This window comes from Antarcticimicrobium luteum, assembly GCF_004358185.1.
Classification (GTDB): domain Bacteria; phylum Pseudomonadota; class Alphaproteobacteria; order Rhodobacterales; family Rhodobacteraceae; genus Antarcticimicrobium; species Antarcticimicrobium luteum.
In genome coordinates this window covers 366,606-388,283 of the sequence record NZ_SMUV01000074.1, presented here as the reverse complement: position 1 = coordinate 388,283, position 21,678 = coordinate 366,606, and the positions used below count along the sequence as shown (strand labels likewise).

The 21,678-nt window shown below is 65.7% G+C and carries 19 protein-coding genes; 15 read left to right on the top strand and 4 right to left on the bottom strand.

The window, feature by feature from the left end:
- Positions 1–157: 157 nt before the first annotated feature.
- Complete coding sequence (locus tag E1832_RS21960; RefSeq protein WP_133361920.1) at positions 158–634, top strand: MarR family winged helix-turn-helix transcriptional regulator; 477 nt, start codon at positions 158–160, stop codon at positions 632–634.
- A gap of 10 nt (positions 635–644) precedes the next feature.
- Here the strand turns inward: E1832_RS21960 and arsJ are convergent, their stop codons facing one another.
- The 3 genes from arsJ to E1832_RS21945 form a co-directional block, all read right to left on the bottom strand.
- The gene (arsJ, locus tag E1832_RS21955; protein WP_425358991.1) at positions 645–1,835 is read right to left on the bottom strand and encodes an organoarsenical effux MFS transporter ArsJ; all 1,191 of its coding nucleotides are present in this window, start codon (positions 1,833–1,835) and stop codon (positions 645–647) included.
- A 65-nt stretch (positions 1,836–1,900) separates the two neighbouring features.
- Positions 1,901–2,899 (bottom strand): ArsJ-associated glyceraldehyde-3-phosphate dehydrogenase, encoded by a 999-nt coding sequence (locus tag E1832_RS21950; RefSeq protein ID WP_133361918.1) that lies wholly within the window; start codon positions 2,897–2,899, stop codon positions 1,901–1,903.
- Positions 2,896–3,744 (bottom strand): arsenate reductase/protein-tyrosine-phosphatase family protein, encoded by an 849-nt coding sequence (locus tag E1832_RS21945; RefSeq protein ID WP_133361917.1) that lies wholly within the window; start codon positions 3,742–3,744, stop codon positions 2,896–2,898. The genes E1832_RS21950 and E1832_RS21945 overlap by 4 nt, the downstream gene beginning before the upstream one ends.
- A gap of 232 nt (positions 3,745–3,976) precedes the next feature.
- Here E1832_RS21945 and E1832_RS21940 point away from each other — a divergent pair, with 232 nt between their 5' ends.
- From E1832_RS21940 to E1832_RS21910, 7 genes are all read left to right on the top strand, one after another.
- Entirely contained in the window at positions 3,977–4,912 is a 936-nt protein-coding gene (locus E1832_RS21940; protein ID WP_133361916.1) for a LysR family transcriptional regulator, read from the top strand.
- Between the two features lie 98 nt (positions 4,913–5,010).
- Positions 5,011–5,487 carry a formate dehydrogenase subunit gamma gene (locus tag E1832_RS21935; RefSeq protein ID WP_206021088.1) on the top strand — a complete coding sequence of 159 codons (477 nt, stop codon included), beginning with the start codon at positions 5,011–5,013 and terminating at the stop codon, positions 5,485–5,487.
- Positions 5,484–7,001, top strand: coding sequence for a formate dehydrogenase beta subunit (locus E1832_RS21930; protein WP_133361915.1), 1,518 nt, complete (start codon positions 5,484–5,486; stop codon positions 6,999–7,001). Before E1832_RS21935 ends, E1832_RS21930 begins: the two co-directional genes overlap by 4 nt.
- Before the next feature lie 139 nt (positions 7,002–7,140).
- The gene (gene fdhF, locus E1832_RS21925) at positions 7,141–10,041 is read left to right on the top strand and encodes a formate dehydrogenase subunit alpha (protein WP_133361914.1); all 2,901 of its coding nucleotides are present in this window, start codon (positions 7,141–7,143) and stop codon (positions 10,039–10,041) included.
- Between the two features lie 2 nt (positions 10,042–10,043).
- Positions 10,044–10,862, top strand: coding sequence for a formate dehydrogenase accessory sulfurtransferase FdhD (gene fdhD / locus E1832_RS21920; protein ID WP_133361913.1), 819 nt, complete (start codon positions 10,044–10,046; stop codon positions 10,860–10,862).
- Positions 10,852–11,070, top strand: coding sequence for a formate dehydrogenase subunit delta (locus E1832_RS21915; protein ID WP_133361912.1), 219 nt, complete (start codon positions 10,852–10,854; stop codon positions 11,068–11,070). Before fdhD ends, E1832_RS21915 begins: the two co-directional genes overlap by 11 nt.
- A 112-nt stretch (positions 11,071–11,182) precedes the next feature.
- The gene (locus E1832_RS21910; protein ID WP_133361911.1) at positions 11,183–12,580 is read left to right on the top strand and encodes a hypothetical protein; all 1,398 of its coding nucleotides are present in this window, start codon (positions 11,183–11,185) and stop codon (positions 12,578–12,580) included.
- A 159-nt stretch (positions 12,581–12,739) separates the two neighbouring features.
- Here the strand turns inward: E1832_RS21910 and E1832_RS21905 are convergent, their stop codons facing one another.
- Positions 12,740–13,603 carry a MurR/RpiR family transcriptional regulator gene (locus E1832_RS21905; RefSeq protein WP_133361910.1) on the bottom strand — a complete coding sequence of 288 codons (864 nt, stop codon included), beginning with the start codon at positions 13,601–13,603 and terminating at the stop codon, positions 12,740–12,742.
- A 167-nt stretch (positions 13,604–13,770) separates the two neighbouring features.
- Between E1832_RS21905 and E1832_RS21900 the strand changes: the two genes are divergently transcribed.
- From E1832_RS21900 to E1832_RS21870, 7 genes are all read left to right on the top strand, one after another.
- Positions 13,771–14,562 carry an N-formylglutamate amidohydrolase gene (locus E1832_RS21900; protein ID WP_133361909.1) on the top strand — a complete coding sequence of 264 codons (792 nt, stop codon included), beginning with the start codon at positions 13,771–13,773 and terminating at the stop codon, positions 14,560–14,562.
- The gene (locus E1832_RS21895; protein ID WP_133361908.1) at positions 14,555–15,151 is read left to right on the top strand and encodes a TRAP transporter small permease subunit; all 597 of its coding nucleotides are present in this window, start codon (positions 14,555–14,557) and stop codon (positions 15,149–15,151) included. The genes E1832_RS21900 and E1832_RS21895 overlap by 8 nt, the downstream gene beginning before the upstream one ends.
- The gene (locus E1832_RS21890; protein WP_133361907.1) at positions 15,151–16,473 is read left to right on the top strand and encodes a TRAP transporter large permease; all 1,323 of its coding nucleotides are present in this window, start codon (positions 15,151–15,153) and stop codon (positions 16,471–16,473) included. Before E1832_RS21895 ends, E1832_RS21890 begins: the two co-directional genes overlap by 1 nt.
- Before the next feature lie 55 nt (positions 16,474–16,528).
- Positions 16,529–17,563 carry a TRAP transporter substrate-binding protein gene (locus E1832_RS21885; protein ID WP_133361906.1) on the top strand — a complete coding sequence of 345 codons (1,035 nt, stop codon included), beginning with the start codon at positions 16,529–16,531 and terminating at the stop codon, positions 17,561–17,563.
- A 74-nt stretch (positions 17,564–17,637) separates the two neighbouring features.
- Entirely contained in the window at positions 17,638–18,999 is a 1,362-nt protein-coding gene (locus E1832_RS21880; RefSeq protein WP_133361905.1) for a glutamine synthetase family protein, read from the top strand.
- An 8-nt stretch (positions 19,000–19,007) separates the two neighbouring features.
- On the top strand, positions 19,008–20,390 hold the full coding sequence (locus tag E1832_RS21875; protein ID WP_133361904.1) for an aldehyde dehydrogenase family protein: 1,383 nt from the start codon (positions 19,008–19,010) through the stop codon (positions 20,388–20,390).
- A gap of 125 nt (positions 20,391–20,515) precedes the next feature.
- Entirely contained in the window at positions 20,516–21,661 is a 1,146-nt protein-coding gene (locus E1832_RS21870; protein WP_133361903.1) for an iron-containing alcohol dehydrogenase, read from the top strand.
- Positions 21,662–21,678: the final 17 nt, after the last annotated feature.

Genomic DNA, 21,678 nt, shown 5'->3' with positions numbered 1-21,678 from the left:
GGAAAACTGCCTATTTCGGCCAGTATTCCTTGGTTCTGGGGCGGATTATGCTTTGGAAATATTAATCATATGGTGGATTGTGTCTGAACCTGCGCGAAAGTATTGAAGCGCGCCTAAGGCTCTGTCATCATTGGCAATACCGCAGGCAGGAGGGTGGATGGACCGGACCGATATCAGCTTGATCGCCTTGCGGCGGATTCTCAGGGCGACTGAGCTTTATGGGCGCGAACTGGCGCAGGCGGCCGGGTTGACGGCGGTTCAGTTCCGGGTGTTGCAGCTGGTCAGCGAGCGGGGGCACTGCACCGCCACCCAGATTTCCCATCGCATGGGCGTGTCGCAGGCCACCGTCACCTCGCTGGTGGACAAGCTGGTGCGCCAGGGCATGGTCGAACGCCAGCGGTCGGAAAAGGACCGGCGGCAGACCAATATCGTGACCACAGACAAGGGCCGGGCGGCGATCGAACGGGCGCCGGACGCGTTGCAACAGCGCTACGTCCGCAAGTTCGAGGCGCTGGAGGATTGGGAGCAGGCGATGCTGATTGCCGCGCTGGAGCGGGTGGCAACGATGCTCGATGCCGAGGATATTGATGCCTCGCCGGTTCTGGACACCGGCGATTTCTCCAACGCGGGCTAAGGCGGGCTCATCAGGGGCGCAGGGGCCGCAGCTTGCCGGCGCCGAGGGCGCTGAGCGCCACCATGGCCGCCGCCGTGGCCAGGCACAAGGCAACGCCGCCCAGTTGGTAGCTCAGCCCGGAAAGCAGCGTGCCCAGCAGCCGCCCGGTGGCGTTCGCCATGTAATAGAACCCCACATCCATCGTGACGCGGCTGTCCTCGGTAAAGGCCAGGATCAAATAGGAATGCAGGGCCGAGTTCACGGCAAAGACCGCGCCGAAGATCAGCAGCCCGGCGATCAGCGCGGCGGTGAGCCAGGGGGCGGGCGCGCCGGCGGTCAGGGTGAGCGCGGCCAGCAGCGCCGGCACCGCGATCAGCGCCGCCGCCCAGTGCCGGGCGCTTGTCACCATCGCGGCCTCGCCCCGCGACGCGGCGCGCAGCAGCCGTGGCGCGCTGGCCTGAACCGCGCCGTAAAGGATGATCCAGATCGCCATGAAGGTGCCGATGATGAAGAACGCGCTGCGGTTGCCCGCCTCGGTTCCGTCCGACAGCACCGCATAGAAATAGACCGGGATGCCGACCACGAACCACACGTCGCGCGCCCCGAACAGGAAGACGCGGGCAAAGCTGAGCCAGTTGATGTTGCGGTTCCCGGAAAAGACCTCGCGGAATTTGGCGTCCTTGCGGCCGGCGGGCAGACCGGCGGGCATGCCGATCAGCACGGCGATCAGGATCGCCGCCAGAACCCCTGCCATGCCCAGCACGGCAACATGGAACCCCGCCAGCGCCAGCAGCGCCGCGCCCAGCAGAAAGCCCAGCCCCTTGACCGCGTTCTTCGACCCGGTCAGCAGCGCCACCCAGCGGAACAGCACACCCTCGCCCTTGGGCGCCAGCAGTTTCACCGCCGATTTGGAGCTCATCTTGGCCAGATCCTTGGCCACGCCCGAGAGGCCCTGCACCAGCATCACATAGACCACCGAAAGCGTGACCGACCAACCGGGATCGAGCTGGGCCAACGCCAGCAATGCGGCCACCTGCAACCCCAGCCCGGCATAGAGCGTCGAGGTCAGACCGAAGCGCGCGGCGATCCAGCCGGCCGAAAGGTTGGTGACGCAGCCGGCGAACTCGTAAAGGACAAAGAGATAGGCCAGCTGCACCGGGGAAAACCCAAGCGTATGAAAGTGCAGCAGCACCAGCATCCGCAGCGCCCCGTCGGTCAACATGAAGGCCCAGTAGGCCGCCGTCACCGCGACATAGGCGGCCAGCCCCCGGTCGGTCGCGGCCAGGCTCACAGGCTGGCCCCGACCATCAGGGCGACATCGACCAGCCGGTTGGCATAGCCCCATTCGTTGTCGTACCAGGCATAGACCTTAACCTGGGTGCCGTTGATCACCATGGTCGAGGGCGCGTCCACGATCGAGGAGCGCGGATCGTTGGTGTAATCGGCGCTGACCAGCGGGCGGGTCTCGTATCCGAGGATGCCGTTCAACTCGCCCTCGGCGGCGGATTTGAACAGCGCGTTGACCTCCTGGGCCGTGGTTTCCCGCTCCACCTCGAACACGCAATCGGTGAGCGAGGCGTTCAGCAGCGGCACCCGCACGGCGTGGCCGTTCAGCTTGCCGGTCAGTTCGGGATAGATCAGCGTGATCGCCGTGGCGCTGCCGGTGGAGGTGGGTATCAGCGAATTCAGCGCCGAGCGGGCGCGGCGCAGATCCTTGGCCGGGCGGTCGACGATGGTCTGGGTGTTGGTTACATCGTGGATCGTGGTGATCGAGCCGTGTTTGATCCCCAGATTCTCGTGGATCACCTTGACCACCGGGGCGAGGCAGTTGGTGGTGCAGCTTGCCGCCGTCACGATCCGATGGGTCTCAGGGTCATAGATGTCGCCATTGACGCCATAGACGATATTGGCGGTCGGCCCGTCCTTGACCGGGGCCGAGACCACCACCTTTTTCACGCCCGCCTCGAAATAGGGGGCGAGCTTGGCCTCTGACTTGAAGGCGCCGGTGCAGTCGATCACCACGTCGATGCCGTCCAGCGGCAGATCCTCCAGCCGTTTGCGCTGGTGCACCGGCAGGCGGGTGCCGTCGATGGTGACGCTGCCGGCGTCATGGGAAAAATCGGCGGGCCAGCGGCCGTGCACGGAATCGAATTCCAGCAAATGGGCGTGCATCTCGGCATCGCCCACAGCGTCGTTGATCCAGGCCACCTGCGCGCCGCGTTCCAGCAGCGGGCGCAGCGCCAGCTTGCCCATGCGGCCAAGTCCGTTCAGGGCGTAAGTGGTCATTCCCCGGCCCCTTCCAGCGCGGTGTCGCCGATATCGTCCACCGCCGCCTGAAGCGAGATGCGGTCGAGCGTGTCGAAAGGCAGGGCGGCAAAGACCCGGATGCGGTTGCGGAGCGCACCATAGGCCTGCTGGAATGCCAGCCGTTTCTCGGCGTCGGTGCCGGTCGCCTTCACCGGATCGGGCATGCCCCAATGGGCGCTGACCGGCTGCCCCTCCCAGGTCGGGCATTCCTCGTTGGCGGCCTGGTTGCAGACGGTAAAGACGAAGTCCATCACCGGCGCGCCGGCCCCCTGGAATTCCGTGACGTGCTTTGCGCGCAGATCCGTGATGTCGTGTCCCTTGGAGGCCAGCATCTCGACGGCGAAGGGGTTCAGTTCGGAATGGGGGCTGGTGCCCGCCGAATAAACGTTGAACCGGTCGCCGGCCTCGGCGCGCAGCAGCGCCTCGGCAAAGATCGAGCGGGCGGAATTGCCGGTGCAGATGAACAGAACGTTGTATTTCCGGTCGGCCATGGGAGAGGCTCCGTCAGTGTGGGAGAAGGGGAGCGGCGGGCAAAGCTCGGGCCGCCCGCGGCAACAGTCGAGGAAAAGAAACCCCATCAGGTGCTGTACCTGGGGCATGTTGACCCGGTAGCGCAGAGAGGTGCCCTGACGCTGCTGCTCGGCCAGACCCGCCTCCTGCAGCGCGGAGAGATAGACGGAATTCGTGCTGGGCTTGAACCCGAGAGCCGCGGCGATTTCACCGGCGGGCACGGCGTCGGGATAGCGTCGCATCAGCAGGCGGAAGAGCTGCATGCGCTGCGGGTGGCTGAGCGTGGCGAGCTGGGTGAGTGATTCTTTTTCCATAATTCATGAATTAATGAAATAAAGGCTGTATGCAAGTGGAAAAGGCCGCGGCGTTGCCGATGGGGTGCCGCGCCAGGCCAGACTGGACGGGCAATGTAACAAGGGGGCGACAGGCGGGCGCGGTATTGGGGCGGGCAATCGCCGACGCGCGGGCCGGAGTTCGGGCACAAAGCGCCGAACCAAACGGTTAAAAGAGATTTTCTATCGTTCTGCACCGTGCGAATATCAATTCATGATCGGAAAACTCGAAATGTTCATCGCGCTGGTCAAGGAACAACACTTTGGCCGCGCCGCCACCAGCCTTGGCATCACCCAGCCCACGCTCTCCACCGGGATCCGTCAGCTTGAGGACCACCTGGGGGTCAAGCTGGTGTTGCGCGGATCGCGTTATGGCGGGCTGACGCCCGAGGGGCAGCGGGCGCTGGTCTGGGCGCGGCAGATCGTCGGCGATGCCCGGCGGCTGCGCGAAGAAATGCGCTATACCCGCGAGGGATTGTCCGGCCATCTGCGCATCGCGGTGATCCCGACCGCGTTGACCGCGGCCTCGCATCTGGCCGCAGCCTTCAACGCGGAGCACCCTAACGTCGGCTTTACCATCCGCTCCACCACCTCTGTTGATCTGCTCAAGATGCTGGAAAACCTGGATATCGACGCCGGCATCTCTTATCTCGACAACGAACCGCTGGGCCGGGTCTCCTCTGCGATGCTCTATCGCGAGACCTATTCGCTGGTCTGCGCCGAGACCCATCGGCTGGCGACGCGCGAGGCGGTGGATTGGGCCGATCTGGCCGACGAGGCGCTGAGCCTGTTGACCACGGACATGCAGAACCGGCGCATCATCAACGCCGCCTTCATGGAGGCGGGGGTGACGCCGACGGTGAAACTGGAATCCAATTCGACCGTGGTTCTGGTCTCGCAGGTGCTTCATGGCGGCACGGTGACCGTGCTGCCCGAGGATATCGCACTGTTCCTGACCTCCGGAAAGGGGCTGAAGGTGATCCCGATCCGGCGCCAGGGCAAGGGTCATGCGGTGGGTTTGGTGGCGCCGCATCAGGCACCGCATACGCCGGTGCTTCAGGCGCTGCTGGACATGGCCGCAAAACTGGCGGCGCGAAAGTCCGGACAGCGGCGGCTGACCGCGGCGCGGTCCGCGCGGCCCGGTAGGTGACGAATTGATAGCAATATGCTATCGTTCGACGAAATAACGATATTGAATGGAAATCTAGAATCCTCCACCCAGTCGAGAGACCAGCCATGGGAGGAGTCATGCCTCAGAGCGTGCCACAGCCGAGCGTCGAGGAGATCGCGGCCCTGATCGACAGCCAGATCGCGCTGGAGGGGCCGTTGCTGCCGATCCTGCATGCGATCCAGTCTGCCTGTGGGTATGTGCCGCAGATGGCGGTGCCGATGATTGCCGATGCCCTGAACATCACCGCCGCCGAGGTGCATGGGGTGATGTCCTTCTATCACGATTTCCGCGAGGTGCCCGCAGGGCGCCACGTGGTGCGGATCTGCCGGGCCGAGGCCTGCCAGGCGATGGGCGGCACCGCGCTGGCCGAGGCGACGCTGGCCAGGCTCGGGCTGGAATGGCACGGCACCACCGCCAATGGCGTGGTGACGATCGAGCCGGTCTATTGCCTGGGCCTCTGCGCCTGCGCGCCGGCGGCGATGGTCGATGACCGGGTCGTGGGCCGCGTCGACGCGGCGCGGATGGACGCGATCCTGACGGAGGCCGGCGCATGAAGGTCTATGTTCCCCGCGACAGTGCGGCCAAGGCGCTGGGCGCCGATACGGTGGCGGAGGCGATCCGGGCCGAGGCCGAAAAGCGCGGGCTGGAAATCGAGCTGATCCGCAACGGTACACGCGGCATGATCTGGCTGGAGCCGCTGGTGGAGATCGACCGCGGCGCTGGCCGCGAGGGCTTTGGCCCGGTGACGGTTGCGGAGGTTCCGGCGCTGCTCGACGGTACGCTGGAGGGGCTGGGGAAGGTCGAGGAGATCCCCTTTTTCGCCCGCCAGACCCGGCTGACCTTTGCCCGCTGCGGCGTGACCGATCCGCTGAGCCTGGCCGATTACGAGGCGCATGGCGGGCTCAGGGGTCTGCGCCGGGCGCTGGGGATGAGCGCCGAGGCGATTGTCGATGAGGTCAAGCTGTCGGGCCTGCGCGGCCGCGGCGGCGCGGGATTTCCGACGGGCATCAAGTGGGACACGGTGCGGCTGGCCCATGCCGAGCAGAAATATATCGTCTGCAACGCCGACGAGGGCGACAGTGGCACCTTTGCCGACCGGATGATCATCGAGGGCGATCCGTTCTGTCTGATCGAGGGGATGGCGATTGCCGGGCTCGGGGTGGGGGCCACCAAGGGCTATGTCTACCTGCGCTCGGAATATCCCGATGCCATCGCGGTGTTGAACCAGGTGGTGGAGATCGCCCGCAAGGACGGGCTCTTGGGCGGCGACGTGCTGGGCTCTGGCCGTGCCTTCGACATGGAGGTGCGGGTGGGCGCCGGCGCCTATGTCTGCGGCGAGGAGACCTCGCTGCTGAACTCGCTGGAGGGCAAGCGCGGCGTGGTGCGCGCCAAGCCGCCGCTGCCGGCGCTGGAGGGGTTCATGGGCCGCCCCACCGTGGTCAACAACGTCCTCTCGCTGGCCACCGTGCCGGTGGTCTTCGAGAAGGGGGCGGAATTCTATGCCGGCTTCGGGCTGGGCCGCTCCAAGGGCACCATGCCGATCCAGATCGCCGGCAATGTGAAGCGCGGCGGGCTCTATGAGACCGCCTTTGGCCTGCCGTTGGGCGAGCTGATCGAGGACGTCGCCGGCGGCACCGCCAGCGGCCGCCCGGTCAAGGCGGTGCAGGTGGGCGGGCCGCTTGGCGCCTATTTCGCGCCGTCGCAGTTCGACACGCCGTTCGGGTATGAGGAGTTCGACGGCGCCGGCGGGCTGATCGGCCACGCTGGCGTGGTGGTGTTCGACGACACGGCCGACATGCTGAAGATGGCCCGCTTCGCCATGGAGTTCTGCGCGGTGGAGAGCTGCGGCAAATGCACACCCTGCCGGATCGGCGCCGTGCGCGGCGTCGAGACCATCGACCGGATCGCGGCGGGCGACGGCTCGGCTGTGCCTTTGCTTACCGATCTCTGCGAGACGATGAAAGATGGCTCGCTCTGCGCGCTGGGCGGCTTCACCCCCTATCCGGTGATGTCGGCGCTGACACTGTTCCCCGAGGATTTCGCCACGGCGAAGGAGGCGGCGGAATGAGGGCTCTCTTCATCATTGCGCGCAACCGCGAAGCTTTGGTTCCTCCGGGGCGCGTAGCGTCCCGGATCGCGCCCGACCCCGCCCCCCCTCGGTGCCGGGTGCGATCCTCTGACTATCTCAATTTCATCGGAGGCGTGGCATGAAAGATTTCATCATCCCCTGGGACGACGACCGCGACATGGGAACGCCCGCCAAACAGGGCAAGCCGGTGACGCTGAGCATCGACGGCTTCGAGGTGACGGTGCCCGAGGGCACCTCGGTCATGCGCGCGGCCGCCGAGGCCGGGATGCAGATCCCCAAGCTCTGCGCCACCGACAGCCTCGACGCCTTCGGCTCCTGCCGGCTCTGCGTGGTCGAGATCGAGGGGCGGCGCGGCACGCCGGCCTCCTGCACCACGCCTGTGCATCCCGGCATGGTGGTGCATACCCAGTCCGAGAAAGTACGCCGCATCCGCAAGGGGGTGATGGAGCTCTATATCTCCGACCACCCGCTCGATTGCCTGACCTGCGCCGCGAACGGCGATTGCGAGCTGCAGGACATGGCCGGTGCGGTCGGTCTGCGCGACGTGCGTTACGAGGCGCCCGAGAACGCCCCGCTCGCCAATCATTTCGAGGCGCGCAACACCTCCGGCGCCACCAACCCGCAGTGGCTGCCGAAGGACGACAGCAACCCCTATTTCACCTACGACCCCTCCAAATGCATCGTCTGCTCCCGCTGCGTGCGCGCCTGTGAAGAGGTGCAGGGCACCTTTGCGCTGACGATTCAGGGGCGCGGTTTCGACAGCCGGGTCTCCCCCGGCATGGCGGCGGACGATTTCCTGTCGTCTGACTGTGTCAGCTGCGGCGCCTGCGTGCAGGCCTGCCCGACCGCCACACTGCAAGAGAAATCGGTGATCGAGTTGGGCACGCCCGACCGTTCGGTCGTCACCACCTGCGCCTATTGCGGCGTCGGCTGTTCCTTCAAGGCCGAGATGCAGGGCGACGAGCTGGTGCGCATGGTCCCCTACAAGCACGGCAAGGCCAACCGCGGCCATAGCTGCGTCAAGGGCCGCTTTGCCTATGGCTATGCCCATCACAAGGACCGCATCCTTCACCCGATGATCCGCGAGCGCATCGACCAGCCCTGGCGCGAGGTGAGCTGGGACGAGGCGCTGAGCTTTGCCGCCGACCGGATGCGCGGGCTGCAAGAGACATACGGCCGCCGGTCCATCGGCGTCATCACCTCCAGCCGCTGCACCAATGAAGAGACCTATCTGGTGCAGAAACTGGCCCGCGCGGTGTTCCGCAACAACAACACCGACACCTGCGCCCGGGTCTGCCATTCGCCGACCGGCTATGGCCTTGGCCAGACCTTCGGCACCTCGGCCGGCACCCAGGATTTCGACAGCGTCGAGAAGACCGATGTGGTGATCGTGATCGGCGCCAACCCGACCGATGCGCACCCGGTCTTTGCCAGCCGCCTGAAAAAACGGCTGCGGCAGGGTGCCCGGCTGATCGTGATCGATCCGCGCCGCATTGATCTGGTGAAATCGGCCCATGTCGAGGCCGCCCATCATCTGGCGCTGCGCCCCGGCACCAATGTGGCCGTCATCACCGCGCTGGCCCATGTCGTCGTCACCGAGGGGCTGATGGACGAGGACTATATCCGCACCCGCTGCGACTGGGACGAGTTCCAGGATTATGCGGCTTTCGTCTCCGACCCGCGCCACAGCCCCGAGGCGACCGAGATGCTCACCGGCGTTCCGGCCGGCGAGCTGCGCGCCGCCGCGCGCCTGTTCGCCACCGGGGGCAACGGGTCGATCTATTACGGGTTGGGCGTGACCGAGCACAGCCAGGGCTCGACCACCGTGATCGCCATCGCCAACCTTGCCATGCTGACCGGCAATGTCGGGCGCGAGGGGGTGGGGGTGAACCCGCTGCGGGGGCAAAACAACGTTCAGGGCTCGTGCGACATGGGCAGTTTTCCGCATGAGCTGCCGGGCTATCGTCATGTCAAGCTGCCCGAGGTCCGTGCCGTCTTCGAGGATGTCTGGGGCGTCGAGCTTGACCCCGAACCGGGGCTGCGCATTCCCAACATGCTGGACGCGGCGGTGGAGGGAACCTTCAGGGGCCTTTATTGCCAGGGCGAGGACATCCTGCAATCGGACCCGGACACCAAACATGTGGCGGCGGGCCTTGCCGCGATGGACTGCGTCATCGTGCATGATCTGTTCCTGAACGAGACGGCGAATTACGCCCATGTTTTCCTGCCCGGCTCGACCTTTCTGGAAAAGGACGGCACCTTCACCAATGCCGAACGCCGCATCAACCGCGTGCGCCGGGTGATGGCGCCCCGGAACGGCCATGCCGACTGGGAAGTGACCCAGAAACTGGCCAATGCCATGGGGGCGGGGTGGCACTATTCCCACCCGGCCCAGATCATGGAGGAGATCGCGGCGACCACACCCAGTTTTGCCGGCGTCACCTATGATCTTCTGGACGAAAAGGGTAGCGTCCAGTGGCCGTGCGACGCGGATCATCCCGATGGTACGCCACTGATGCATGTGGACGGTTTCATGCGCGGCAAGGGGCGCTTCATCGTCACCGAATACGTGGCGACGGATGAGAAGACCGGCCCGCGCTTTCCGCTGCTGCTGACCACCGGGCGGATCCTGAGTCAGTACAACGTCGGCGCCCAGACCCGGCGGACCGAGAATGTGGTCTGGCACGATCAGGACGTGCTGGAAATCCACGCCCATGACGCCGAGGTGCGCGGCATCAAGGACGGCGACTGGGTCCGGCTGGCCAGCCGCTGCGGCGAGACCTCGCTCAGGGCACAGGTCACCGACCGGGTCAGCACCGGCGTGGTCTACACCACCTTCCATCACCCGGACACGCAGGCCAACGTGATCACAACCGATTACAGCGACTGGGCCACCAACTGCCCGGAATACAAGGTGACCGCGGTGCAGGTCAGCCTGTCGAACGGGCCGACGGACTGGCAGGAGGATTACGCCGCGCAGGCCGAACTGTCGCGCCGCATCCTGCCGGCGGCGGAATAGAGATGGCACCGCGCCCCTCCCACAGCCTGCCCGGCCTGTCGGTCCGCCGCGACGGCGTCCGCGCCGTCACCCGCAGCCTGCCCGAGGAGTGGCCGGTGGCGCTGGTCTATGACGGCACCACCCAGGCGGTGATGATGGCCAGCCCCGCCGATCTGGAGGATTTCGCGCTGGGCTTTTCGCTGACCGAGGGGGTCATCGAGACCCCCGATCAGGTCGAGGATTTCGAGTTGGTCACCCATGAGGCCGGCTGCGAGGCGCGGTTCTGGCTGGCCCCCGGGCGGCGGGCTGCGTTGCAGCAGCGCCGCCGCCGGATGACCGGGCCGGTGGGCTGCGGCCTCTGCGGGATCGACAGTCTGGAACAGGCGCTGCGGCCGCTGCCGTGGGTCGCCTCCGGCCTGCGCCTCGACCAGGCGGAACTGGCGCATGCCACCGACGCGCTGCGCGCGCGCCAGCCGCTGCACGATCAAACCCACGCGGTTCATGCCGCCGGCTTTCTGCGGCCCGGCGCGGGCATCGTTTTGGCGCGCGAGGATGTCGGCCGTCACAACGCGCTCGACAAGTTGATCGGCGCCATGGCCCGGCAGGACATCGATCCGGCCGGCGGCGCCATCGTGATGACCAGCCGCATCTCGGTCGAGCTGGTGCAGAAATGCGCCATGGCCGGCTGCCCGGTCCTGATCGCCGTCTCCGCCCCAACCGCCCACGCGGTGCGGCTGGCCGATGGCGCCGGCCTCACCCTGGCCGCCTTCGCCCGCAGCGGTGCCTTCGATCTTTATTCCCATCCCGACCGCATCCAGACCGGAGCCAGCGATGTCGCCTGACAAGATGATCTATATGGCAAACCAGATCGCCACCTTCTTCAAGAGTCAGCCGGAGGCGGACAAGCCCGCGAAGGTGGCGGCGCATCTCAACGATTTCTGGGATCCGCGCATGCGCCGGAAACTGCTGGATCATGTGGCGCAGGGGGGGAAGGGGCTCGATCCGATCGTGATCGCGGCGGCGGCCCATGTGCATGAGCCGATCGCCTAGCCGGTCGCAGGGCCGGTTCGGACCGCGTGGGCGGCTTGCCGCCGCCGGCGGGTTGGAGTAGGCCGGTCGGGCATGCAGGCCCCGACGGCGGGGTGGCGAGGATGCCCGTTCGATGCGACCCGCGTTTGCCCTCTGGATCACCCCCAGCCTTCTGGTCGCGCTGACCGGGCTCGTCGCGCTGTCCGAATGGGGCGCGCGCTGGCCCGGCCCGCTGATCCCATGGGCGGTTCTGGCGGTTCTCGCGCTGCTGACGCTGCAGGTGCGGACCTCGCGCCGGGCCTTCGTGGCGGTGGGCGGGCTGCTGACCCTCTGGCTGGCGCTGAGTGATCCGTCCTGGCAGGCGGTGGTGCTACGCGGCTGTTATTCGGCCGGGTTCATCGGCGCCTTTTTCACCGCCCTGACGACATTGCGCAACGTTGCCGAAACCTCGCCCGCGATCGGCAGCGCCGGGCGGTTTCTGGCCCGGCAGCCACCGGGCCGCCGCTATGCCGCGCTGACGCTGGGCGGGCATCTTTTCGCGCTGTTGCTGAACTACGGCGCCATCACCCTGCTGGGCAGCCTGGCCACCGCCAGCGCCGCCGCCGAGGCCGACCCGGTGATCCGGCACCACCGCCGGCGGCGCATGTTGCTGGCGATCCAGCGCGGTTTCATCTCGTCGCTGCCGTGGTCGCCGCTGGCCTTCGCCATGGCGATCACCACCGCGCTGATCCCCGGTGCAAGCTGGGCGGCGGCGGTCGCGCCAGGGCTGGGTTCGGCGGCGATCATTGCCGGCACCGGCTGGGCGCTGGATACGATCTTCAAGCCGCGGGTGACGGTGCCGGCCGCCTCCCGCGCCCGGGGCGAGGGATCCTGGCGGCTGATTTCGCCGTTGATCCTGCTGCTGCTGCTGTTCGGGGTCACGGTGGGCGGGCTGCATGAGCTGACCGGCATCCGGATCGTCGGCATCGTCATGGTCGTGGTGCCGGTGATCGCGCTGGGATGGGCGGGGATCCAGCATGGCGGCGGCGGGCTCGGGTTTTCCATCGGCAAGCGTCTGCGCGATTACCTGGTGACCGACCTGACGGGCTATCGCGGCGAAATCACGCTGCTGATGATGGCGGGCTATATCGGTACGGTGGGCGCGCCGCTGCTGCTGCCGCTGGTCCTGCACTCGGGCCTCGATCCGGCGCAACTGCCGGCCTGGGCGGTTCTGGTCGCCCTGGTCTGGATCGTGCCGGTGCTGGGGCAGCTGGGGATGAACCCGATCCTGGCGGTCACTCTGCTAGCGCCGCTCATCCCCGGGGCATCGGCGATGGGGGTGGCCCCCTCGGCCATCGTCACGGCGATCACCGCGGGCTGGGCGATGAGCGGGACGACCTCTCCGTTCACCGCGACGACGCTGATGATCGGCTCGTTCGGGCAGGTCAGCGCGCTGCACGTGGGGTTCCGCTGGAACGGTTTCTACGTGCTGGCGACCGGCGCGTTGCTGACCGCCTGGGTGCTGACCTATGCCTTTGTTCTGGGGGCGTGAGCGCGAGAGGTGTCAGCCCGCCATCCCGCCTGTCGCCCCCGCCTTCGCGGGGATGACAGGGGTGCGAAAAACGCGGCGGGGTGACGGGATGACCGACCCCCGGGGAGAGCGGAAAGACAGTCTGCGCCGGGGGCGTCAGGCGGGCAGGGGGCAGGCCGCCTAGCGGAACAGCCGCGTCATGTCGAACAGCGCGTCCAGCCGATCATAGCGGTCCCGCGTCTCGGGCCAGCAGACCTCCTGGGTGGCGGCGATCAGCGCCTCCAGCAGCATCATGGTTGCGATGTTGGAATCCCAGGCCGAGGGCGCCTCGACCCAGCAATTGAAGCTGAACTGCGCCACCTGCGTGATCGGACTGGCCCATTGATCGGTGATCAGGATCACCCGAACGCCGCGCCCGGCGGCCAGTTCCGCCAGCCGCTCCAGATTGGCCTCATAGCGGCGGACATCGAACAGGAGCAGCGTGTCGCCCTCAGTCATGTCCAGCACGTAATGCGGCCAGGTCGCGGAGGAGGCGGTCATGTAGGTCACCCGCGGGCGCACCGCCTGGAAATGGGTGAAGGCATAGTCGGCCAGCGACCGGGTGATGCGCCCGCCCACCACGTAGAGCTGGCCGTCGGTGTCGGCCAGCTGGCGGACCGCGCCGTCAAAGCTTTCGGTGTCGATATTGGCAAAGGTCTGTTCGATGTTGCGGGTCACGGTCTGGGCGAACCGGTTGAGCAGATGCGATTCGGGCGCCTCGGAGGCCCATTTCGCCCGCCGCTGGGTGGGGCCGGAGCCCTTTGCCTCCAACTCCTTCAGCAGGGCCTGATGAAATTGCGGATAGCCCTTGAACCCCAGCTTTTGCACCATCCGTGCAACGGTGGGGGTGGAGACCTCGGCGTTGGCCGCGACGATGGTGATCGAGGCAAGGCCGGCCGCCGGGTAATTCTCCAGCAGGGCCTGAGCGAATTTTCGCTCTGATTGCGTCAGGGCGGCGTAATGCTTGCGGATCAGTTCGCGTACGGTTTGGGAGGGATTTGTCACAGTCCTATCCTGTCAGTTCTGCACGCCTGTATCTGCTGCACGCTTTGTGGGCAATCCTGCCGCCCCCGATACGGAGAGAGGAGAATTCCCTCCGCTCTCGTGTTGGACATATATTGACACAATGTGCGTCGGTGTGGAAAGATTTTTCCAAAGTCAGGGGAGTGTCCATGCCACAAGGCAAGTCAGATAACAGCTTGGACGCCGTCGAGGTGATCAATCCGGAGGGTGCCGGCGAGGTTGTGCTGCTGTGCGAGCATGCCTCGAACCACATACCGGCGCGCTATGACGGACTGGGCCTTGATGCCGCGGCGCGCGCCAGCCACGCGGCCTGGGATCCCGGTGCGCGGGACGTGGCGCTGCAGTTGTCGCGCGCCCTCGATGCGCCGCTGGTGGCCGGGCGGGTGTCGCGGCTGGTCTATGACTGCAACCGCCCGCCCGAGGCCGAAAGCGCGATGCCCGGGACATCCGAGCTGATCGAGGTGCCGGGCAACCGGACCCTGACGCCCGAACAGCGCGCCGAACGGGTCGGAACCGTCTATCGCCCGTTTTGCGCGGCGGTGACCGATACGATCGCCGCCCGCCGCGACCGGGGACAGCGCAGCGTCCTGATCACCGTGCACAGTTTCACGCCAGTTTACTTCGGCCAGCGGCGCGAGACCGAGGTCGGCATTCTGCATGACGCCGACAGCCGCCTGGCCGACGCGATGCTGTCCGAGGCCCATCGCCTGCCGCACCGGCGCATCGCGCGCAACGATCCCTACGGACCGGATGACGGCGTGACCCATTCGCTGAAACTGTACGGAATTGCCGGGGGATTGCTCAATGTGATGATCGAGTTGCGCAACGACCTGCTGACCGATGCGGCCGGCACCGGAATGCTGGCGCAGGAACTGCTGACCCTGATCGGTCCGGCGCTGGCGTCCCGGGCGGCGCAGGACGGGGAGGCGAGCGATGCCTAAGGTCATCCGAGGCTATGTCCGGGCCATCGACCGGCTCAATCGGATCATCGGGCGCATTGCGATGTACCTGATTTTTGCGCTGGTGGGTGTGCTGATCTGGTCGTCGGTGTCCAAGACCTTCTTTACCCCCACGATCTGGACGCTGGAGACCGCGCAATTCGTCATGGTGGCCTATTATGTTCTGGGTGGGCCCTATTCGATCCAGCTTGGCTCGAATGTGCGGATGGATCTGTTCTATGGCAACTGGTCGATCCGGACCAAGGCCTGGGTGGATTCCTTTACCGTGCTGTTCCTGATGTTTTATCTGGGCATCCTTTTCTATGGCGCGGTCGGCTCGCTTGCCTACGCGTTGGGCTATTTCGGGATGGAGCCGTTCTCGTTCTTCTGGGATCTGTTCACCGCGCTGATCACCGGCGGGCCTGACGCGGCGGGCGAAAAGCTGGGCTTTCTGGAGCGCAGCCCGACCGCATGGCGGCCCTGGCTGTGGCCGGTGAAGGTGCTGCTGAGTGTCGGCGTGCTGCTGATGCTGCTGCAGGCGCTGGCCGAACTGTTCCGCGACATCGCGATCATTCGCGGGGAAGACATCTGATGCCTTATGAAATGATCGCCCTTCTGATGTTCAGCTCGATGATGCTGATGCTGATCACCGGCCAGCGGGTGTTCGGCGCCATTGGTTTTGTCGGCGCCGCCGCGGCGCTGCTGCTCTGGGGCACCGGCGGGGCCGAGATTCCGTTCTCGGCGGCGATGAAGCTGATGAAATGGTATCCGCTGCTGACGCTGCCGATGTTCATCTTCATGGGCTATGTGCTGTCCGAATCGAAGATCGCGGACGACCTTTACCGGATGTTCCATGTCTGGATGGGGCCGGTGCGCGGCGGGCTGGCAATCGGAACGATCGGGCTGATGGTGCTGATCTCGGCGATGAACGGGCTCAGCGTGGCCGGCATGGCGATCGGCGCCACCATCGCGCTGCCCGAGCTGCTCAAACGGCGCTATGACAAGATCATGGTGACCGGGGTGATCCAGGCCGGCTCCAGCCTCGGCATCCTGGTTCCGCCCTCGGTGGTGCTGGTGCTCTATGCGATGATCGCGCGCCAGCCGGTGGGGCAGCTCTGGCTTGCCGGGGTGATCCCGGGCCTGATGATGGCGGCGATGTTCGTCATCTACATCTATGTCCGTTGCCGGCTGCAGCCCGACCTGGGCCCGGCCCTGCCGGAGGAGGAGCGCAATGTTTCAACCGCGGAAAAGCTGCGCCTGCTGCGCGCGGGCATCCTGCCGCTGGTGATCTTCGCGGTGATGATGGTGCCCTTCGTCAACGGCTGGACATCGCTGGTCGAAAGCTCGGCCATCGGGGCGATGGCGGCCTTTGTCGCCGCCGTGCTCAAGGGCCGGATGACCAAAGAGGTTTTCGAAACCTCGCTGCGCGAGACCCTGGCGATTTCCTGCATGTTCATGTGGATCATCCTGGCCGCGCTGGGCTTCGGCGCGGTGTTCGACGGTCTGGGCGCGGTCAAGGCGATCGAGGATCTGTTCACCCAGCAATGGGGGCTGAGCCCCTGGATGATCCTGGTGCTGATGCAGCTCAGCTTTATCGTGATGGGAACCTTTCTGGACGATACCGCGATGCTGGTGATCGTGGCGCCGCTGTACGTGCCGCTGGTGGGCGAGATGGGGTTCGATCTGATCTGGTATGGCGTTCTTTACACCATCACCACGCAGATCGCCTATATGACGCCGCCCTTCGGCTATAACCTGTTTCTGATGCGGGCGATGGCCCCGCCCGAGATTGGGCTGCGGGACATCTATATCTCGATCATCCCCTTCGCGCTGGTCATGGTCCTGGCGCTGGTGCTGGTGATGGTCTTTCCCGGGATCGCCCTGTGGCTGCCTGATACGGTTTACGGAAAATAACCAGAGAGAAGAGCCCCGGCAGGGGGCCAGCACAACCATCAAGGAGTAAACAAAGATGACCACAAGACGCAAATTCCTGAAAACCGCTGGCGTGGGGATGGCCGCCGCGCCGCTCGCCACCCCGGCGCTCGCGCAATCCACCATCAAATGGCGGATGCAGACCTATGCCGGTGCCGCGCTGGCCGAGCACGTGGTGAAACCCGCGATCGACACCTTCAACAAGATCGCGGGCGACCGGATGCAGATCGAGCTTTACTATGCCGATCAGCTGGTGCCGACGGGCGAGCTGTTCCGCGCCATGCAGCGCGGCACCATCGACGCGGTGCAGTCCGACGACGACTCCATGGCCTCGCCCACCGAGGTGACCGTGTTCGGCGGCTACTTCCCCTTCGCGTCGCGCTACTCGCTCGACGTGCCGGTGCTGTTCAACAAGTACGGGCTGAACGAGATCTGGGCCGAGGAATACGCCAAGGTCGGGGTCAAGCATATCAGCGCCGGCAGCTGGGATCCCTGCCACTTTGCCACCAAGGATCCGATCAACAGCCTGGCCGATCTGAAGGGCAAGCGGGTCTTTACCTTCCCGACCGCCGGCCGGTTCCTGAGCCAGTTCGGCGTGGTGCCGGTGACCCTGCCGTGGGAGGATATCGAGGTCGCGGTGCAGACCGGCGAGCTGGACGGTATCGCCTGGTCGGGCATCACCGAGGACTACACGGTCGGCTGGGCCGATGTGACCAACTATTTCCTCACCAACAACATCTCGGGCGCCTGGATCGGCCATTTCTTTGCCAACATGGGCCGCTGGGAAGAGTTGCCCGAGGATCTGAAACTGCTGCTGGCCACCTGCATGGAGCAGTCGCACTATTACCGCCAGTGGTGGTACTGGGGCGGCGAGGCCGGCCTGCGCGTGGACGGCACCAAGATGCGGCTCACCTCGATCCCCGATGCCGAATGGGATCAGGTCGAGACGGCTGCCCATACCTTCTGGGACGAGATCGCGGCGGAAAGCCCGACCAAGGCAAAAGTCGTCGAGATCTTCAAGAAGTACAATGCCGACATGCAGAAGGCAGGGCGCCCCTATCGCTACGGCTGAGACCGCGATACGTGACGGAAAAGGATCCCGGCGGAGACGCCGGGGCCCCAACACTGAGAACAGGATAGCTGCCGATGTCTGGTACACTGAGTTTCGAGGATCTGAAGGCCCGGGTCGAGGCCGGCGAGGTGGACACGGTCCTGGCCTGCCTGGTCGACATGCAGGGCCGCCTGATGGGCAAGCGGTTCCATGCCCGGCATTTCATCGCCAGCGCCTGGGAAGAGACCCATTGCTGCAACTACCTGCTGGCCACCGATCTGGCCATGGCCACCCCCGAGGGCTATGCCTCCACCTCGTGGAGCGCGGGCTATGGCGACTACGTGATGAAGCCCGACCTGACCACCATCCGCCCGATGCCCTGGCTCGAGGGCACGGCGATGGTGCTGTGCGATCTGCTCGACCACCGCACCCACGCGGAAATCGCCCATTCGCCGCGCGCGATCCTGAAAAAGCAGCTGCGGCGGCTTGATGCGCTGGGCTATGACGCGATGATGGCGACCGAGCTGGAGTTCTTTCTGTTCGAGCAAAGCTTTGATGATCTGCGTAAGCAAGGATACCGCGAGCTGGCGCCGCTGTCGGGCTACAACGAGGATTACCACATCCTGCAGACCACCAAGGAAGAGCATGTGATGCGCCCGCTGCGCAATCACCTGTGGAATGCCGGCATCCCGGTGGAGAACACCAAGGGCGAGGCCGAGGCGGGGCAGGAAGAGCTGAACATCAAATACGCCCCGGCGCTGGACACCGCCGACTATCACACCATCGCCAAGCACGCGACCAAGGAGATCGCCTGGCAGCAGGGCCGCGCCGTGACCTTCCTGCCGAAGTGGCACCAGGACAAGGTCGGCTCGTCCAGCCATGTGCACCAGTCGCTGTGGAAGGACGGCGCGCCGGCCTTCTTTGATCCCGAGGATGAACTGGGGATGTCGGCGCTGATGAAGAGCTATGTCGCCGGGCTGCTGAAATACGCCGCCGATTACACGTATTTCCTGGCGCCCTATATCAACAGCTACAAGCGGTTCCAGAAGGGCACCTTTGCCCCCACCCGCATCATCTGGTCGATCGACAATCGCACCGCGGGATTCCGCCTTTGCGGCGACGGCACAAAGGCGGTGCGGATCGAATGCCGGGTCGGTGGATCGGACATCAATCCCTATCTGGCGATGGCCGCGATGCTGGCCGCCGGGATCAGGGGCATCGAAGAGGGACTGGAGTTGCAGCCGCCGTTCAAGGGCGACGCCTATGAGGGCGAGAGCCGCCAGATCCCCTATACCCTGCGCGACGCGCGCGAGGCGCTTCTGGCCTCGGACATGCTGCGCGCGGCGCTGGGCGACGAGGTGATCACCCATTACGCCCGTGCCGCCGAGTGGGAGATCGAGGAATTCAATCGCGTGGTCACCGATTACGAGGTGGCGCGCGGGTTCGAACTGGCCTGAGGACAGACATGACCCAAACCCTGACCTGCATCTCGCCGATCGACGGATCGGTTTTCGCCACCCGTGAGACCCTGACGCCGGAGGCCGCGCGCGCCGCCGCCGACCGGGCGCGGGCGGCGCAGTCCGCCTGGGCCGCGCGCCCGTTGCAAGAGCGGATCGACCTGGTCCTGGCCGGCGTCGCCGCCGTCGGCGATATGAACGAGGAAATCGTGCCGGAGCTGGCTCATATGATGGGCCGTCCGATCCGCTATGGCGGCGAATTCGGCGGGTTCGAGGAACGCGCCACCTATATGGCCGGGATCGCCCGCGAGGCGCTGGCGAATATCGAGGTGGGCGAGGACGCGAGTTTCAAACGCTATATCCGCCGCGTGCCGCTGGGCGTCGTGCTGGTGGTGGCGCCGTGGAATTATCCCTATATGACCGCGATCAACACGGTGGCGCCGGCGCTGATCGCGGGCAACACGGTGATGTTGAAACACGCGACGCAAACCCTGCTGGTGGGCGAGCGGATGGCGCAGGCCTTCCTGTCCGTCGGGGTGCCGGAGGATGTGTTCCAGAACGTGTTTCTGGATCACGACACCACCTCGGGGCTGATCGCGGACCGGGCTTTCGATTTCGTCAACTTCACCGGCTCGGTCGGCGGGGGGCGCGCGATGGAACGCGCCGCGGCCGGCACCTTTACCGGTGTCGGGCTGGAACTGGGCGGCAAGGATCCGGGTTACGTGATGGAGGATGCCGATCTCGACGCGGCGGTTGCCACGCTGATCGACGCGGCGATGTTCAATTCCGGCCAGTGCTGCTGCGGGATGGAGCGGCTTTATGTCCATGAAAGCCTGTTCGACGCCTTCGTCGAAAAGGCGGTGGCGATCGTGAAAAGCTACAAGCTGGGCAATCCGCTGGAGCCCGAAACCTCGATCGGGCCGATGGCCAACATCCGCTTTGCCAACCAGGTGCGCGCCCAGATCGACGAGGCCGTCGCTGCCGGCGCCGTGGCCCATATCGACACCATGCCCGGGGACGATGGCGGCACCTATCTGACGCCGCAGATCCTGACAGGCGTCACCCACGAGATGCGGGTGATGCGCGAGGAAAGCTTTGGGCCCGTGGTCGGCATCATGCCGGTCAAGGACGACGAAGAGGCGATCGCGCTGATGAACGACAGCGATTTCGGCCTGACCGCCAGCCTCTGGACCAGCGATCTGGACCGCGCCGAGCGGGTCGGCGACCGGATCGAGACCGGAACCGTGTTCCTGAACCGGGCCGACTACCTCGATCCGGGGCTGTGCTGGACCGGCTGCAAGCAGACCGGGCGCGGCGGCGGGCTGTCGGTGATCGGCTATCACAACCTGACGCGCCCGAAATCCTATCACCTGAAGAAGGTGACGGGCTGAGCATGTCCGTCCCGTCCTTCTCTCCCATACAGAGGGCGGGCGCAGCCCGGGACGCAAGCGCCCTGGGCGGAATTTTCGAAGCGCATGACCGGTTTCAACCGGTGAAACCCTGGAAAGGCAAACACATGTCTCTCGTTGGAAACTGGTCCTATCCGACCACCATCAAATTCGGCCCCGGCCGGATCACCGAACTGCCCGAGGCCTGCGCGGCGGCGGGCATCAAGAAACCGCTGCTGGTCACCGACAAGGGGCTTGCGAGCCTGCCGGTGACGCAGGCCACGCTCGACATTCTCGAGGCCGCCGGGCTGGGCCGCGCCATCTTTTCCGAGGTCGATCCGAACCCGAATGAAAAGAACCTCGCCGCGGGCGTCGCCGCCTATACCGCCGGCGGCCATGACGGCGTGATCGCCTTTGGCGGCGGCTCGGGGCTGGACCTTGGCAAGATGGTGGCCTTTATGTCGGGGCAAACCCGGCCGGTCTGGGATTTCGAGGATATCGGCGATTGGTGGACCCGCGCCGATGCGGAGGCCATCGCGCCGATCATCGCGGTGCCCACCACCGCCGGCACTGGCTCGGAAGTGGGCCGCGCCAGCGTCATCACCAATTCCGAAACCCACGCGAAAAAGATCATCTTTCACCCCAAGGTGCTGCCGACCGTGGTGATCTGCGATCCGGAACTGACCGTGGGCATGCCCAAGTTCATCACCGCCGGGACGGGCCTCGATGCCTTTGCCCATTGCGTCGAGGCCTTCTCCTCGCCGTTCTACCACCCGATGTCCCAGGGTATCGCGCTGGAGGGGATGCGGCTGGTCAAGGACTACCTGCCGCGCGCCTATGCCGATGGCACCGACATCGAGGCGCGCGCCCAGATGATGAGTGCGGCGGCGATGGGCGCCACCGCGTTCCAGAAGGGGTTGGGCGCGATCCACGCCATGAGCCATCCGATCGGGGCGCATTTCAACACCCATCACGGCACCACCAATGCGGTTTGCATGCCCGCCGTGCTTGCGTTCAACGCCCCGGTCATTGCCGATCGGTTCGACAGCGCGGCCGCCTATCTGGGGATTCCCGGTGGCTTTGAGGGGTTCCGCGCCTTTGTGCAGGAGTTCAACGACAGCATGGGCATCCCGCGCAAGCTGGCGGATCTGGGCGTGACCGCGGACAGAATCCCCGAGCTGGTCAAGGGCGCGATCATCGACCCGTCCTGCGGCGGCAACCCGATCGAGCTGACCGAAGAGAACCTGACGCAGCTTTTCAACGCCGCGCTCTGAAGCCACGCTGAAGGCCG

Bases quoted from the DNA above. Each gene is read 5' to 3' on its own strand.
- E1832_RS21960 (WP_133361920.1), top strand. From the start codon at position 158: ATGGACCGGACCGATATCAGCTTGATCGCCTTGCGGCGGATTCTCAGG.
- arsJ (WP_425358991.1), bottom strand. From the start codon at position 1,835: ATGTTGACCGACGGGGCGCTGCGGATGCTGGTGCTGCTGCACTTTCAT.
- E1832_RS21950 (WP_133361918.1), bottom strand. From the start codon at position 2,899: ATGACCACTTACGCCCTGAACGGACTTGGCCGCATGGGCAAGCTGGCG.
- E1832_RS21945 (WP_133361917.1), bottom strand. From the start codon at position 3,744: ATGGAAAAAGAATCACTCACCCAGCTCGCCACGCTCAGCCACCCGCAG.
- E1832_RS21940 (WP_133361916.1), top strand. From the start codon at position 3,977: ATGATCGGAAAACTCGAAATGTTCATCGCGCTGGTCAAGGAACAACAC.
- E1832_RS21935 (WP_206021088.1), top strand. From the start codon at position 5,011: ATGCCTCAGAGCGTGCCACAGCCGAGCGTCGAGGAGATCGCGGCCCTG.
- E1832_RS21930 (WP_133361915.1), top strand. From the start codon at position 5,484: ATGAAGGTCTATGTTCCCCGCGACAGTGCGGCCAAGGCGCTGGGCGCC.
- fdhF (WP_133361914.1), top strand. From the start codon at position 7,141: ATGAAAGATTTCATCATCCCCTGGGACGACGACCGCGACATGGGAACG.
- fdhD (WP_133361913.1), top strand. From the start codon at position 10,044: ATGGCACCGCGCCCCTCCCACAGCCTGCCCGGCCTGTCGGTCCGCCGC.
- E1832_RS21915 (WP_133361912.1), top strand. From the start codon at position 10,852: ATGTCGCCTGACAAGATGATCTATATGGCAAACCAGATCGCCACCTTC.
- E1832_RS21910 (WP_133361911.1), top strand. From the start codon at position 11,183: ATGCGACCCGCGTTTGCCCTCTGGATCACCCCCAGCCTTCTGGTCGCG.
- E1832_RS21900 (WP_133361909.1), top strand. From the start codon at position 13,771: ATGCCACAAGGCAAGTCAGATAACAGCTTGGACGCCGTCGAGGTGATC.
- E1832_RS21895 (WP_133361908.1), top strand. From the start codon at position 14,555: ATGCCTAAGGTCATCCGAGGCTATGTCCGGGCCATCGACCGGCTCAAT.
- E1832_RS21890 (WP_133361907.1), top strand. From the start codon at position 15,151: ATGCCTTATGAAATGATCGCCCTTCTGATGTTCAGCTCGATGATGCTG.
- E1832_RS21885 (WP_133361906.1), top strand. From the start codon at position 16,529: ATGACCACAAGACGCAAATTCCTGAAAACCGCTGGCGTGGGGATGGCC.
- E1832_RS21880 (WP_133361905.1), top strand. From the start codon at position 17,638: ATGTCTGGTACACTGAGTTTCGAGGATCTGAAGGCCCGGGTCGAGGCC.
- E1832_RS21875 (WP_133361904.1), top strand. From the start codon at position 19,008: ATGACCCAAACCCTGACCTGCATCTCGCCGATCGACGGATCGGTTTTC.
- E1832_RS21870 (WP_133361903.1), top strand. From the start codon at position 20,516: ATGTCTCTCGTTGGAAACTGGTCCTATCCGACCACCATCAAATTCGGC.